Origin of the sequence: Arthrobacter zhaoxinii, from assembly GCF_025244925.1 — a bacterium.
Lineage (GTDB): Bacteria > Actinomycetota > Actinomycetes > Actinomycetales > Micrococcaceae > Arthrobacter_B > Arthrobacter_B zhaoxinii.
The window spans coordinates 1908553-1923150 of sequence record NZ_CP104275.1; the positions used below are offsets into that span (position 1 = coordinate 1908553).

The window sequence follows — 14598 nt, forward strand, 5'->3', positions numbered from 1 at the left end:
ACGCAAAGAAGGGCCGCCCTCCGGCGGCCCTTCTTTTTGCTTAAGACCGGCTTTTTGCCTAAGACCGGTTCCGTGCCAGGCCCCGGTTGATCCGCGCCGCCCAGAAGGGACCCTCATAGAGGAACGCCGTGTATCCCTGGACCAGGACCGCACCGGCATCCAGACGCTCCTGGACATCGGCTGCCGTTTCCACTCCCCCGACGGAAATGATGGCCGGGCCGTCCTCCCCCAGCCCGGTGCGGAGCCGCCGCAGCACTTCGAGGGACCGTTTCTTCAGCGGCGCGCCGCTCAGCCCGCCGACGCCGCAGGCAATGACCCGTTCCGGGTCAGTAACCAGGTTCTCCCGGGTGACAGTGGTATTCGTGGCAATCACTCCCTCCAGCTGAAGGGAGCGGGCCAGCTCCGCGACGTCGTCGATGTCCGCGTCCGTGAGGTCCGGGGCAATCTTGACCAGCAGCGGGACGTGCCGGCCGGCTGCCTCGTCTGCCGCGCTGCCCACCCGGGCCAGCAGCGGCCGCAGGGTGGAAATGTCCTGCAGCAGCCGGAGTCCGGGCGTGTTGGGTGAGCTCACGTTGACCGCCAGATAATCGGCATGCGGTGCGAGCTCCCGGGCGCTGGAAAGATAATCTTCAACGGCGTCCGCGAGGTCAACCGTCTTGGTTTTGCCGATATTGATGCCGATCACCGGCCGCGGCGTCCCGAAAGCCCTTGTCAGCGACTTCCGCGCCTTGTCCAGGCGGGGCGCCACGGCGGGGGCGCCGTCGTTGTTGAACCCCATCCGGTTGATCACGGCCCGGTCCTCAACCAGACGGAACAGCCGAGGCTTCGGGTTGCCGGGCTGGGCCTTGGCGGTCACGGTGCCCACCTCCACGTGCCCGAAACCCAGGTTGCTCAGGGCCGCGATCCCCGAACCCTCCTTGTCGAATCCCGCCGCCAGTCCGAACGGCGACGGAAACGTCAGCCCCAGTGCTTCGGTCCGCAGCACCGGGGCAGGGCGCATCAGCCGGCGCATCACCGGTCCGGCGGGGGTTCGGGCCGCGGCGCGGATCAGCACAAAGCCGATCCGGTGTGCCAGTTCGGGGTCCATGCCGGAAAACACCAGCCGGAAGAAGGTGGGATAAATGCGCATAGCTCAAAGATTCCAGAACCGGCACCGCGTGCCAAACCCCCGGAGCTAAACCGGCGGCCGGTCGACTATTGTCAAAGGCATGCAGCACGAACTCCCCACCTGGAAACCGGATGTTTTAGGCGAGGATTTCCGCAGCCTCACCCTCGATCTGGGGGTGGACGACGAAGGCCCGGTGGTCGCCACCCTGGTCTCCCACCTTCCCCCTGTTCCCCCGGTCCCGTCCGTCGGCAGGGTCGACGCCGTCCTGTACTTGCACGGCTGGAGCGACTATTTCTTCCAGGCGGATCTGGCACGGTTCTGGGCCGGGCAGGGCGTCGCCTTCTATGCCTTGGACCTGCGGAAGTACGGGCGGAGCCTGCGCCCCGGCCAGTCGGAGGGCTACGTGACCGATCTGGCGGAGTACGACGCCGATATCGAGGCCGCGCTGTTGGCCATGGAAAAGGACGTCCGGGAGCGGTACGACGCCGGCATGCGGATGACGCTGATGGCGCACTCAACGGGAGGACTGGTCGCCGCGCTCTGGGCCGACCGTTTTCCCGACCGGCTGCAGGCGCTCATCCTGAACAGTCCCTGGCTGGAACTGAGCGGCAGTGCCATGCTCCGCTTCGCCACCAACGGGCTGCTGGAGCCGGTGGCCCGCCGGCGGCCCGCCGGCGGCCCCTGACGCGGCTGAAGATTCCGGAATTCGGTTTCTATTTCCGGAGTATCAGTTCAACCATGGACGGCGAATGGGACGTTGATCCGCAGTGGCGTCCGCCGTTCAGCTTCCCGGTCCGGGCCGGCTGGATCAAGGCTGTGCTGGCAGGCCATGCACGGGTGGCGCGGGGCCTGGACATCCGGGTGCCGGTACTGCTGCTGGCTTCCGCAGCATCCACCATTTCCCCCACGTGGAATCCGCTGATGCTGCGCACCGACAGCGTGCTGGACGTGAACCTGATGGCCCAGCGCGGTGTCCTGCTGGGCCCGGAGGTCACCGTGTACCGTTTTGAGGGCGCCCTGCATGACACCCTGCTTTCGGCGCTGCCGGTCCGGGCCCGGGTCTACGCCGGAATCCGGCGGTGGGCCCGGGCGTTTATGCTCCCGTGCTGACCCCGGCCGTGTCGGCGTCTTCGGCCGGGCCGGCTCCGGCGGCCGCACTGCCCGCAGCTTTGTCCACGGCTTTGTCGGCGGCTTTGTCCACGGCGCCGCCGTACCTGCGGTCCCGGCGGGCGTAGATCTCCACCGCTTCCCACAGGGTCCGCCGGTCCACGTCCGGCCAGAGGGTATCCATAAAGACCATCTCCGCGTACGCGGACTGCCAGAGCATGAAGTTGGAGAACCGCTGCTCCCCGGAGGTGCGGAGGAACAGGTCCACGTCCGGCAGGTCCGGTTCATCCAGGTACTTCTGGATGGTCTTCTCGGAAATGGATCCCGGCCGCAGCCTGCCCTTCTGGACATCGGCGGCAATCGCGGCGACGGCGTCGGCAATTTCGGCCCGTCCGCCGTAGTTGACGCACATATTCAGCGTGCACACCGTGTTGCCGCGGGTTTCGTCTTCCGCAATCTCCAGTTCCCGCACCACGCTCTGCCACAGCCGGGGGCGGCGGCCCGACCAGCGGATCCGTACACCCCACTCGTTGAGCTGGTCCCGCTGCCGGCGCAGGACATCCCTGCTGAAGCCCATGAGGAAACGGACTTCTTCCGGAGAGCGTTTCCAGTTCTCGGTGGAAAACGCGTAGACGGAAACGTGGCGGATGCCCATCTCGATGGCGCCGGCCATCACGTCCAGCAGCGCCGCTTCACCGGCGCGGTGCCCCTCGGTCCGGGGCAGGCCGCGCTGGTTCGCCCAGCGGCCGTTGCCGTCCATCACGATTGCCACGTGGGCGGGCACCAGTTCGGCCGGAACCTGCGGCGGAACCGCACCGGAGGGGTGCGGGGCGGGCAGGCTCACGGGTCCTGCCTGCTTGGCAGTCGGGGTTTTCGAACGCAAGGTCAGACACGCTCCACATGTTGAAGGGACCGCAGCACCCGTTCCAGGTGCCACTGAAGATATCCGGCCACCAGGCCGGCGGATTCGTGCCGCGGCTGCGGACCCGACTCGTCCGCGGTAGCCCAGTCACCGGTGAGCAGCGCAGCCAGCAGCGTCATGGTTTCGGGTGACGGCGAGGCCGAACCGGGCGGGCGGCAGACGGGGCAGACCGCTCCGCCCAGCGGGGCGGAAAACGCGGTGTGCGGCCCCGGCGCCCCGCAGCGGGCACAGTCGGTGAAACTCGGCGCCCACCCGGCCGTCGCCAGGGCGCGCAGCAGGTAGGAATCCAGGATGAGTTCCGGGGCGTGCAGTCCCCGGCTGAGCGCCGCAAAGGCGCCGATCACCAGCTGGTAATGGGCTTTCGCGGATTCGCCGTCAATGTCGGTCAGGCGCTCCGCGGTTTCCGCAATGGCGGCCGCAGCGGTGTAGCGGGCGTAATCCGCAGCGATGCCGTGCCCGTAGGCGCCCTTGGTCTGGGCCTGGGTCACGATGTCCAGGTTCCGGCCGTGCGAGAGCAGCAGCTCTGCCACCATGAACGGTTCCAGCCGGGCACCGAACTTGCTCGAGGTGCGGCGGACACCCTTGGCCACGGCGCGGACCTGCCCGTGCTCGCGGGTCAGCAGGACGAGGATGCGGTCCGCTTCGCCCAGCTTGTGGGTGCGCAGGACAACCGCGTCATCCCGGTAGGTGCGCGATGCAAAGGATTTGGCCACAGAAGCTATTTTCCCACGCCGGGGCACGTCCGGCGGACCGCTGCCGTCCGGCGTGCCCCGCGGCGTGCCCCCGGCGTCGCTAGGGCTGGTCCCGGATGGCGCGGTTCACGGCCGAGACCACTGCCTTCAGCGCGGACATGGTGGTGTTGGGATCGATGCCCACGCCCCACAGCACCCGCTCCCCCACGGCAAGTTCAACGTACGCCGCAGCGTGCGCGTTGCCGCTGGCGGACAGGGCATGTTCGGTGTAGTCCAGCAGCCGGACGTCGATGCCGTCCTGTTCCAGGATTGCCAGCAGTGCTGCAATGGGGCCGGTTCCGCTGGCCACCCGGCGCTGCTTCACGCCGCCAACGCCCAGGGTTGCGGTCAGGTTGAAGCGGCCGTCCGCTGCACTGTCGGCGTTCACGGACGCCAGTTCATAGTGTCCCCACGCGGCGCCGTCGGACTCCGGCGTGTACGGCAGGTACTCGTCCTGGAACACCTTCCAGAGTTCCGCTCCGGTGATCTCGCCGCCGGCGGTGTCCGTGCGCCGCTGGATGACTCCGGAGAATTCGATCTGCGCACGGCGCGGCAGGTCCAGGTTGTGCTCGTTCTTGAGCAGGTAGGCCACCCCGCCCTTGCCGGACTGGGAGTTCACCCGGATAACCGCTTCGTAGCTGCGGCCAATGTCCTTCGGGTCGATCGGCAGGTACGGCACGCCCCACTGCAGGTCATCCACGGTTTTACCCTCGGCGGCAGCATCCTTCTCCATGGCTTCAAAGCCCTTCTTGATGGCGTCCTGGTGGGAGCCGGAGAAGGCCGTGAAGACGAGGTCGCCGCCGTAGGGTGACCGCTCGGGCACGGGGAGCTGGTTGCAGTACTCCACGGTGCGGCGGATTTCGTCCATGTCGGAGAAGTCCAGCTGCGGATCAATGCCGTGGCTGAACAGGTTCATGCCCAGCGTCACCAGATCCACGTTGCCGGTCCGTTCCCCGTTGCCGAACAGGCAGCCCTCAATGCGGTCTGCGCCGGCCAGGTACCCCAGTTCCGCAGCCGCAACGCCGGTGCCCCGGTCATTGTGCGGATGCAGCGAGAGAATGACCGATTCGCGGTTGGCAATATTGCGGTGCATCCACTCGATCGAATCCGCGTAGACGTTCGGGGTGGTCATTTCCACCGTCGCCGGAAGGTTCAGGATCATCTGCCGGTCCGGGGATGCTTCCAGGACCTCCGCGACGGAGTCGGAGATGCGCAGTGCGAAATCCAGTTCCGTGCCGGTGTAGGACTCGGGCGAGTACTCGTACGTGACGTCGACGCCGCGCAGCTGCTCCTCGTACTTCTTACACAGGCGTGCACCGGCGAGGGCGATGTCCACGATGCCGTCCCGGTCCGTGTTGAACACAACGCGCCGCTGCAGCACGGACGTCGAGTTGTAGAGGTGGACAATCGCCCGGTCCGCGCCCTCAAGGGATTCGTAGGTGCGCTCTATCAGGTGCTCCCGGGACTGGGTCAGGACCTGGATGGTGACGTCATCGGGGATCCGGTCCCCCTCGATGAGCTGGCGGACAAAGTCGAAGTCCAGCTGGGAGGCGGACGGGAAGCCGACTTCGATTTCCTTGAACCCCATCTTCACCAGCAGGTCGAACATCTTGTGCTTGCGTTCGGGCGTCATGGGGTCGATCAGCGCCTGGTTGCCGTCGCGGAGGTCCACCGCACACCACCGCGGCGCCTTCGTCAGGACCTTGCCGGGCCATGTCCGGTCCGGCAGATCGACGGCAATCTGTTCGTGGAAGGGGACGTACTTGGAGATCGGCATGCCTGAGGGCTGCTGTGCGTTACGCATAGTGTTGGTGTGGCCTTTTCTAGTCGATCATCAGAAATGGTGGCCGGGCAACACAGACTCCGCAGCGAGGGGCGGCCTAAGCAGGTGCTTGTGTGGCCTCGCCGCGGCAGCTAAGGAGAAGGATCTCTGCGTGCACGTGATCAGACTAACACGCAGCCGTCCAGGTTTCTGAAGTGCTAGTTCCCAAATGCCGACTGGCACGTAACCTGGGCTGCGGTCTGTCCGTCGAGGTCGCCCAGATCCCCCAGGTCCCCCATGGTGGAACCGCTGGCGAAGTCCTCGCCGATCTCCACGGACACTCCCGTGGAGGCAGCGCTGAGCACTACCTGCACATCCGGGATGTTCAGTGTCCGGGCGACTTCCAGGGCCATCTCTTCATAGCCGTAGCCGAAGAAAATCTGCGTGGCGGGGCTCTCGGCGGGAGCGGCTCCGCCGGCAAGGGCCTGGACGAAGCCCTTGGACTTCAGGTAGGCCAGGACCTTGGCATCCCGGCCGGCGGTGCCAGATGCGTTGACCAGGGTCACCGGAACAGCGGCGGGGTCGACGGCGGGAGCGGCAGGCTCCTCGGGCTCCGGAGCCGCCGGAGTTCCGGCTGCGGCGGAAGCCGAGGGCTCCGCGGAAGGCGTTGCGGCCGAGGTGATGCCCTGATCCGAGACCAGCGCATCAAACAGCGGCTGGGCCTTGGCTTCGTCGAGCACCAGCCGGTTGGGGTCATATTCGTAGGGCATCACCGGAACGGTGACGAAAGCGACGTTGCCCAGGTCAACGTCCTTCAGCCGGGTGGCCAGGGACACCAGGTCAGGAATGTTCGCGAGCTCGTCGTCCACCGTCAGGTTCTTCGTGACGGTCTCGGCAATCGAATACAGCTTGGGCAGGTTGTTCAGCGTTCCTTCGTCCTTGACCTTGCGGACCATGGAGGCGAGGAAGCTTTGCTGGGCCCGGATGCGGCCTTCGTCGCCGCCATTGCCGAAGCCGTGCCGGGTCCGCAGGAACGCGAGGGCCTGGTCGCCCTTGACGCTGCTGACCCCGGCGGGGATATTCAGGCCGGACAGCGGATCGTTCACGGGCTGGTTGACGCAGACCTCCACGCCGCCGAGGGTATTGGACAGTTCCTTCACGGCATCGAAGTCGGCCATCATAAAGTGGTCGATCGACAGGCCGGTGACGTTATTTATGGCAGCAACGGTGCAGCCGGGGCCGCCGTTGCCCAGCGCGCCGTTGAGCTGGCCCAGGTCCATGGCGTCATAGACCGTGCCGGTTTCGGGATCCTTGCATGCCGGCAGCGGGACCAGCAGGTCGCGGGGGAAGCTGGTCACGGTGACGTTTGAGCGGTCCGCAGAGAGATTCACCAGCATCATCACGTCGGAGTTGTTCGAGTCCTGGCCGTCGCGCTGGTCAGTGCCCAGGACCAGGATCTGCAGCGGATCCGTGTTGACGTCCACCTGCTCCACCGGAGTGTCGTCGGAGCCGAGGTTCAGGGGCTGGGTCTCGAAGTTGCCCCGGAGCCGCAGCAGCTGGACGGCGCCGAAAACCACGCCGCCCACGAGCACCAGGGCAAGGACGGCGGCGATGCCCTTCAGCAGCGGGTGGCCGGAGGAAGCCCCGCTGGAGAGGTGCCTGCCGCCGGGTTCGGTTGAACCCGGACCGGCAGTCGGTTTTTCCAAGGGGCCGCCGCCCGTTGCGGCACGGCGAGATGACATGGCCGGTCCCCTTCACGAATCAAAAAGCTCAAACGAATGTTTCACAGTGTACGGGCAGCTCCTGTGGATCCGGGAGCGGACCCCGCCGGACTAGAACCCGAGCTTGACGAGCTGCTTGGGATCCCGCTGCCAGTCCTTCGCGATCTTTACGTGCAGGTCGAGGTACACCTTGGTGCCCAGCAGCGCCTCGATGCCGCGCCGTGCGGTGGTTCCAACATCGCGCAGCCGGGACCCGCCGCGGCCAATAATAATAGCCTTCTGCGAGGAGCGCTCCACGTACAGGTTGACCCGGACGTCCAGGAGCGGATTTTCTTCGCTGCGGCCCTCGCGGGGCACGATTTCCTCCACCACCACGGCCAGGGAGTGGGGCAGCTCGTCGCGGACGCCCTCCAGGGCTGCTTCGCGGACCAGCTCCGCAACCATCACCGCTTCCGGCTCGTCGGTCAGTTCGCCGTCCGGGTACAGGGGCGGGGAGGCGGGCATGTGGCTGACCAGGACGTCCGACACGGTATCCACCTGGAATCCGTCCGCAGCCGATACCGGAACGACGTCGGCCCAGCCCTCCTCGCCCAGCACATCGTTGCCCAGCGCAGTGACAGACATCAACTGCTTGGCCAGGGCGGCGCGGTCCACGAGGTCGGTTTTTGTGACCAATGCGATGACGGGGGTCCGCTTCAGGGCGGCGAGCTGAGCCGCGATGTAGCGGTCACCGGGGCCCACGGCTTCGTTCGCGGGCAGGCAGAAGCCAATCGCGTCCACCTCGGCCAGGGTGTCCGCGACCAGGTCGTTCAGCCGCTGCCCCAGCAGGGTGCGCGGGCGGTGCAGGCCCGGGGTATCCACGAGGATCAGCTGGGAATCCTCGCGGTGGACGATGCCGCGGATGGTGTGCCGCGTCGTCTGCGGCTTGGCGGAGGTGATGGCCACCTTGGAACCGACCAGGGCGTTGGTCAGGGTGGACTTGCCGGCGTTGGGCCGGCCCACCAGGGAAACGAAGCCTGCGCGGAACTGCGGTTCAGTCATTACGGGGTACCAATTCTGTAGAGCGGGTGCGCGGGGAAGTGTTTCTGCCCTCGTCGCTGAATTCTTCTTTTTCGGTCTTCCAGGCCAGCACGTGGGAGACGCGGTTGCGCCGTCCCTCGAGCCGTTCGGCGTGCAGGGCGATGCCTTCGACCACTACTTCACTGCCGACGATGGGGACGCGGCCCAGGGCCTTGGCCAGGAGGCCGCCCACCGTGTCCACTTCATCATCCTCCAGTTCGACGTCGAACAGCTCACCGAGGTCGTCGATGCCGGTCTTGGAGCTGACCCGGTAGCGGCCGTCGCCGAGGCCTTCGATCTCGGGACGCTCCGAATCGTACTCATCGACAATTTCTCCGACGATTTCCTCGATCAGGTCCTCCAGCGTCACCAGGCCGGCTGTTCCGCCGTATTCGTCAATGACGATCGCCACATGGGTGGACTCGCGCTGCAGCTCCTGCAGCAGCTCGCTCACCGCCTTGGATTCGGGGACGTAGCGGACGCCGCGGGCGTAATCCTCGACCTTCTGCACGGAGGCGCGCTCCGGGTCGCTGTGAATCTGCGCGGCGACGTCCTTCAGGTAGAGGATGCCCACCAGGTGGTCCGCACTGTCCTCGATCACCGGGACGCGGGAATAGCCCGAGCGGAGGAAGAGTGACATGGCCTGGCGCAGTGTGCTGCCGGCTTCGATGCACACCATGTCGGTGCGCGGGACCATGACGGAGCGGACCTTGGTGTCGCCGAGTTCAAAGACGGAGTGGATCAGTTCCGCCTCGGTGTCCTCGATCATGTCCGCGTCGGAGGCACGGTCCAGCAGTTCCCGGAATTCCTCTTCCGTAAAGAACGCGGCGTCGGGTCCCTGCGTGCCGGGGGCGACGGCGGTGCCGAGGCGGACGAGCCAGCCGGGGATCGGCCCCAGGACGGTCCGCAGCACGCGGACCAGTCCGGCCGTGAGGACGACGACGGCGGTGACGTGCTTGCGCCCGATCTGCCTCGGGGAGACCCCCACGAGGACGAAGCCGACCGCAGCCATGGTCACCGTGGCGAGCAGGCCGGCCAGCCAGATGTTGTCCAGCAGCAGCTGGAACAGGGTCGCCACGGACACGGCCATGGACATTTCAAACCACACGCGCCAGAACCGCAGCGCGTGCATGTGTGCAACCGGATGCGCCAGGATGCGGCGCAGCGGGGCTCCTGCCTTGCCGTGGAGCAGCGCTTCGGCGTCCTGCCGGGGCAGGTAGCCGTAAGCGGACTCCGCGGCGGTGAGCAGGCCCGCCAGGACCATGAAAGCCATGGCCATGACGATGAGGACGCCAATACTCAACTTCGGGTCTCCTTGGGTGCCTGTTTACCCAGGTAGGCGGAAAGAAGGCGGCGCTGGAGTCCGAACATTTCCTTCTCCTCTTCGGGCTCGGCGTGGTCGTAGCCCAGCAGGTGCAGGACGCCGTGGGTGGTCAGGAGCAGCAGCTCCTCATCCGTGCCGTGCCCGGCATCGCGGGCCTGGCGTGCGGCGACCTGCGGGCAGAGCACAATGTCGCCGAGCACTCCGGCGGGCGTGATGCGTCCGGCGGTGCCGGGACGCAGTTCGTCCATCGGAAAGGACAGCACATCCGTGGGGCCGGGCAGGTCCATCCACTCGATGTGCAGCTTCTCGATGGCGTCCTCGTCCACCAGGATGATGGACAGGTCTGCCTCCGGGTGCACGTAGAGGCTGTCCAGCAGGTACCGGCCCAGCCGGGCCAGTTCCTCTTCGTCGACATCCGGTGCACTGGATTCGTTGTTTACTTCGACGCTCATGAGCGGGCCTCCCTGCTGTGCCCGCCGGAGCGGTTTCCGTTTCGGGCGCCGTCGTTCCGCACGGCGCTGCTGCGGCGGACCTCGTCCCATTCGCTGTAGGCGGTGACGATGTCACTGACCAGGCGGTGGCGCACAACGTCCACTGCCTGCAGTTCGGAGAAGGCGACGTCGTCAATCCCGCCCAGGATGTCGTGGACTATCCGCAGGCCGGACGCGGTGCCGCCCGGAAGGTCCACCTGGGTGACGTCGCCGGTGACCACCATCTTCGAGCCGAAGCCGAGGCGGGTCAGGAACATCTTCATCTGCTCGGGCGTGGTGTTCTGGGCCTCGTCGAGGATGATGAAGGCATCGTTGAGGGTCCGGCCGCGCATGTAGGCCAGCGGGGCTACCTCGATGGTGCCCGCGGCCATCAGGCGCGGAATGGACTCCGGGTCCATCATGTCGTGAAGGGCGTCGTAGAGCGGACGCAGGTACGGGTCGATCTTGTCGCTCAGCGTGCCGGGAAGGAATCCGAGCCGCTCCCCCGCCTCCACGGCGGGACGCGTGAGGATGATCCGGTTGACCTCTTTCTGCTGCAGCGCCTGGACCGCCTTGGCCATGGCCAGGTACGTCTTGCCGGTGCCGGCCGGACCGATGCCGAAGACAACGGTGTTGCGGTCAATCGCATCCACGTAGTTCTTCTGGTTCAGGGTCTTGGGGCGAATGGTCTTGCCGCGGGTGGACAGGATGTTCTGGGTGAGGACATCCGACGGGCGGTGCGTGCTCTGTTCCTTGAGCATGCTGATCAGCTGCTCAAGGACCTGCGGTGTCACCCGGGTGGAGTTGCGTGCCAGGACGCGGACCTCATTGACCAGGCGCACGGTCTGTTCCACTTCGGCAGCCGGGCCGGAAACCGACAGTTCGTTTCCGCGCACCATCAGGCTTACTTCGGGATTGGCCGTCTCAATGATTCTGAGTGCCTCATCATTGGCACCCAGCGACTGGACCATGTGTTCCGTGGAGTCAAAGACTATGGTCTGGTTATCCAGCCGTATGGTGCCGATTTCCATTGAAGATTCGGTCATATAGACGGCCTTTTCAGGCCTTTCATCGCCCCTTATAGAGTCTGTTTTCGTGGTGAAGCCTGGTGGTAAAGCATGTTTTGGGTCCGCGGTCCGGTCCCGCTGGGTCAAACGCCCCGGCAGGAATGATTATTTCCCTGTCGTCCCCGCTGCGCTGTCCCGGCTGTGTCCAGTGGCCGCGTTCAGCGATCACGTTCAGCGATCACACGTTGAGCGGGCACGTCCGTCCGTTACCTAAATCTTACTGGATGCACTCCCCGGCGGGCGGAGCGGCATCGGTTTTATCTCGGCCCAGCAACGGTGATGTCTCAATCGTGTTTCAGTCCGGGCGGAACCCCGTCCGGAGCACGGATCGGCCCGGAAGCGTGTGCAAAGGTGGAAGACGTACCTTTTCGCAGTTGACCCTAAGGAGGATCGATGGACGCCGGAACCAACCATGGACCGTCCTGCCTCCGGGGACTCCTCCCCCGGCCTTTCCTCGCCGGTTCGCTGCTGGCCGCGGCCGCACTGGCACTGGGTGGATGCGGCGTTGTGGCCGAAAATCCCACCATCACCATGCCCTCATCCCTTGAGGCCGGTGCAAGCATCGGCCCGGCCCCCATGACCATTTCCCCGCCGGCGGAAGCGAGTTCCGCCGCAGCCCTCATGCCCGTGTACTGGCTGGGACGAAACGACTCAACGGTCAGTCTGTACCGCGAATTCCTTCCCGCGGAGAACACCGGCGACCCCATCGGCGAAGCCGTCCGCGCGATGACCGCAGACGAACCGCTGGACCAGGACTATTTCACCCCCTGGCACGCGGCGGAGAGCGTGACGGCTTCGATTTCCAGCAAGAACGTCATTACCGTCGACATTTCATCGGATGCGTTCAAGGGGTCCCTGGACTCGGGCATGGCCGACCGTGCGGTGCAGCAGCTGGTGTATACCGCCACAGCCGCAGCCGCCAACGCGCGTTTGACCACTGTTGGGCAGGCAAGCAGCGTGGTGATCCTGGTCGACGGCAAGGAAGGCTACCGGGCGTTCGGCCATGTCCCCTTGGAGGAGCCCTTGAGCCGGGATCCCGCCCTCGTCGCGCCGATCTGGGTCATCGATCCGCAGGAGTCGCAGGTGCGGGGCACCGATGTCCTGGTCAGCGGCACGGCGGTGGCGCAGTCCGCGGGACTGAACTGGCGGGCCGAACCCATAGTGGACGGCAGGCCGTCCACCGCCGCCGCTGCTGCTTCCGGCACGGTGGAACTGGAAGAGGCCCACGGCGAAACCGCCGAGTTCAGCTTCACCACTGCGCTTGCCCCGGGGGAATACAGTCTCCGCGTCTATTACAGCGGGCAGGAAACGGCCGGGGACTCCAAACGCATCACGGTGACCGATTCCGCCCGGACCCGGGACCAGTAGCCGGCCCTGCCTGCTACCAGCGGCCCAGCAGCTGGTTCAGTACTGCCAGCGCCGAGGGACCAGCGGTTGAGGAACGCAGAACATGCGGTCCCAGCCGGACAGCCACGGCTCCGGCGCTGCGCAGCGCCTCGAGTTCCGCGGGGCTGATGCCGCCTTCGGGGCCCACCACCACGCCAATGGATGCGGCACCGGCTGCCGGGCTGCGCGTACCCAGCTCCCCCAGCGCCTCCGCCAGCGGCATGTCGGCTTCCTCGTGCAGGACCAGGACCAGGTCCAGGTCCGATAACCGGGACGGCAGCGCGCGGCTGTCCAGTGCCGGCTCCACCACGGGGATGCGGGAGCGGCGGGACTGCTTGGCTGCGGACGAGGTCAGCGCCTGCCATTTTGCCTGTCCCTTGGCGGCCTTCTCCGCACGCCAGCGGACAATGCTGCGGTCGGACTGCCACGGGATGACGGCGTCCACTCCCAGCTCGGTGGCTGCCTCGACGGCCTGCTCGTCCCGGTCCCCCTTGGCCAGTGCCTGCACCAGGAAAAACCGTTCGGAGGGTGCCGGTTCATCCAGGACGTTTTCCACCCGCAGCTCGAGGACCGATGCACCGGTTTCGGTTACGGTTCCGGTGAGCCGGCGCCCGGCGCCGTCGACCACGTCAACGCTCTCGCCGACGGCGAGGCGCTTCACGGACACGGCGTGCCGGGCTTCCGGGCCCTCGAGGCGGAAAAGCTCTCCGGGCCCGGCGGCAGCAACCTGCGCCGGGTCACCGAAGAAAATCGGGTTGGTCATCTCAGAGGTTGCCCAGACGGTCCCGCAGCTTGGCAAACACGCCGGTTCCGGAGCTGTTGAGCCGTCCCTCGCTGTATTCCTCGCCGCGCAGCTTGGCCAGCCTGCGGAGCAGTTCTTCCTGCTCGGAGTCCAGCTTCTGCGGGGTCTCCACATGCAGGTGCACGCGCAGGTCGCCGCGGCCGTGGCCGCGCAGGTGGGTGACGCCCAGGTCATTGAGGACGGAGACCTCGCCGGACTGTGTGCCCGGTTTGACGGTGATCTCGCGTTCGCCGTCGAAGGTCTCCAGGGTGACGGTCGTGCCGAGCGCGGCGGCGGTCATGGGAACCGTGAGCGTGGCGTGCAGATCGTCGCCGTCGCGCAGGAACGTCGGGTCGCTGTTGACGCGGATCTCCACGTACAGGTCACCGGCGGGTCCGCCTGCCAGGCCGGCTTCGCCCTGCCCGCCGAGCTGGATCCGGGTACCGGTCGCGACGCCGGCCGGAATCTTGATGGTCAGGGTGCGGCGGTTGCGGACACGGCCTTCGCCGGAGCACTCGTGGCACGGATCGGGGATCACGGTGCCGAAGCCGTTGCAGGTTCCGCAGGGTGCCGAGGTCATGACCTGGCCCAGGATGGAGCGGACGGCCCGCTGGACCTGGCCGGTGCCGTGGCAGATGTCGCAGGTGCGCGGCGAGGTGCCGGGCTGGCAGCAGGAACCGTCACAGGTGGGGCAGACGACGGCGGTGTCGACGTCGATCTTCTTGTTGGTGCCGAAGACGGCGTCCTTGAGGTCGATCCGGACGTTGATCAGCGCGTCCTGGCCCCGGCGGCTGCGGGAAGCCGGGCCGCGTCCGCCGCCCTGCGGAGCTCCGCCGAAGAACGTGTCGAAGATGTCCTGGAAGCCGAAGCCCTGGGCGCCGAAACCGCCGCCGCCGAAGCCGTTGTCGTTGCCGTTCTCGTTGCCCGTGGTGTCGTAGATCCGCCGCTTTTCCGGATCGGAAAGCACCTCGTAGGCATGCGTTACGGCTTTGAATTCATCGGAGGCACCTGGAGCGTTGTTAACGTCGGGGTGCAGCTTGCGGGCAAGCTTCCGGTACGCCTTCTTGATTTCTTCACCGGTGGCGTCTCGTCCGACACCCAGAACCTGGTAGTGATCGCTCACTCGTGCACATCGCTTTCCTGTATTGCGTGCCTTCAGC

14 protein-coding genes are annotated in these 14598 nt (G+C 66.4%); 3 read left to right on the forward strand and 11 right to left on the reverse strand.

All coding sequences use genetic code 11. The features are described from left to right. Positions 1 to 58: 58 nt before the first annotated feature. Complete coding sequence (locus tag N2K95_RS08905) at positions 59 to 1129, reverse strand: quinone-dependent dihydroorotate dehydrogenase (RefSeq protein ID WP_260651275.1); 1071 nt, start codon at positions 1127 to 1129, stop codon at positions 59 to 61. Between the two features lie 79 nt (positions 1130 to 1208). Here N2K95_RS08905 and N2K95_RS16275 point away from each other — a divergent pair, with 79 nt between their 5' ends. Both N2K95_RS16275 and N2K95_RS16280 read left to right on the forward strand, forming a co-directional pair. Next, positions 1209 to 1793, forward strand: a complete 585-nt coding sequence (locus N2K95_RS16275) for an alpha/beta hydrolase (RefSeq protein WP_313771007.1) — start codon at positions 1209 to 1211, stop codon at positions 1791 to 1793. A gap of 53 nt (positions 1794 to 1846) precedes the next feature. Continuing rightward, entirely contained in the window at positions 1847 to 2218 is a 372-nt protein-coding gene (locus N2K95_RS16280; RefSeq protein WP_313771008.1) for an alpha/beta fold hydrolase, read from the forward strand. Here the strand turns inward: N2K95_RS16280 and N2K95_RS08915 are convergent. The 8 genes from N2K95_RS08915 to N2K95_RS08950 all read right to left on the reverse strand — a co-directional run bounded on the left by N2K95_RS08915 (position 2202) and on the right by N2K95_RS08950 (position 11250). Continuing rightward, positions 2202 to 3104, reverse strand: a complete 903-nt coding sequence (locus N2K95_RS08915) for an isoprenyl transferase (RefSeq protein WP_407080146.1) — start codon at positions 3102 to 3104, stop codon at positions 2202 to 2204. The two genes, N2K95_RS16280 and N2K95_RS08915, sit on opposite strands and share 17 nt — an antisense overlap. Further along, entirely contained in the window at positions 3101 to 3850 is a 750-nt protein-coding gene (gene recO, locus N2K95_RS08920) for a DNA repair protein RecO (RefSeq protein ID WP_255791982.1), read from the reverse strand. Before recO ends, N2K95_RS08915 begins: the two co-directional genes overlap by 4 nt. A gap of 79 nt (positions 3851 to 3929) precedes the next feature. Further along, positions 3930 to 5672 (reverse strand): 2-isopropylmalate synthase, encoded by a 1743-nt coding sequence (gene leuA / locus N2K95_RS08925; protein WP_260651277.1) that lies wholly within the window; start codon positions 5670 to 5672, stop codon positions 3930 to 3932. Between the two features lie 176 nt (positions 5673 to 5848). Beyond that, positions 5849 to 7372, reverse strand: coding sequence for an LCP family protein (locus N2K95_RS08930; protein WP_260651278.1), 1524 nt, complete (start codon positions 7370 to 7372; stop codon positions 5849 to 5851). A 90-nt stretch (positions 7373 to 7462) separates the two neighbouring features. Beyond that, positions 7463 to 8392 (reverse strand): GTPase Era, encoded by a 930-nt coding sequence (gene era / locus N2K95_RS08935; RefSeq protein ID WP_255791979.1) that lies wholly within the window; start codon positions 8390 to 8392, stop codon positions 7463 to 7465. Further along, positions 8385 to 9689: a hemolysin family protein gene (locus N2K95_RS08940; protein ID WP_407079949.1), complete on the reverse strand. Its 1305-nt coding sequence runs from the start codon at positions 9687 to 9689 to the stop codon at positions 8385 to 8387. The genes era and N2K95_RS08940 overlap by 8 nt, the downstream gene beginning before the upstream one ends. Positions 9690 to 9709: 20 nt before the next feature. Further along, positions 9710 to 10186: an rRNA maturation RNase YbeY gene (gene ybeY / locus N2K95_RS08945; protein ID WP_255791975.1), complete on the reverse strand. Its 477-nt coding sequence runs from the start codon at positions 10184 to 10186 to the stop codon at positions 9710 to 9712. Beyond that, on the reverse strand, positions 10183 to 11250 hold the full coding sequence (locus N2K95_RS08950; RefSeq protein WP_260651279.1) for a PhoH family protein: 1068 nt from the start codon (positions 11248 to 11250) through the stop codon (positions 10183 to 10185). Before N2K95_RS08950 ends, ybeY begins: the two co-directional genes overlap by 4 nt. A gap of 414 nt (positions 11251 to 11664) precedes the next feature. Between N2K95_RS08950 and N2K95_RS08955 the strand changes: the two genes are divergently transcribed. Beyond that, entirely contained in the window at positions 11665 to 12639 is a 975-nt protein-coding gene (locus tag N2K95_RS08955) for a GerMN domain-containing protein (RefSeq protein WP_260651280.1), read from the forward strand. Positions 12640 to 12652: 13 nt separating this feature from the next. On the opposite strand, the gene N2K95_RS08960 is transcribed toward N2K95_RS08955, so the two are convergent. After that, positions 12653 to 13420 (reverse strand): 16S rRNA (uracil(1498)-N(3))-methyltransferase, encoded by a 768-nt coding sequence (locus tag N2K95_RS08960; RefSeq protein WP_260651281.1) that lies wholly within the window; start codon positions 13418 to 13420, stop codon positions 12653 to 12655. A 1-nt stretch (position 13421) separates the two neighbouring features. Next, on the reverse strand, positions 13422 to 14561 hold the full coding sequence (gene dnaJ, locus N2K95_RS08965) for a molecular chaperone DnaJ (RefSeq protein ID WP_260651282.1): 1140 nt from the start codon (positions 14559 to 14561) through the stop codon (positions 13422 to 13424). Positions 14562 to 14598: the final 37 nt, after the last annotated feature.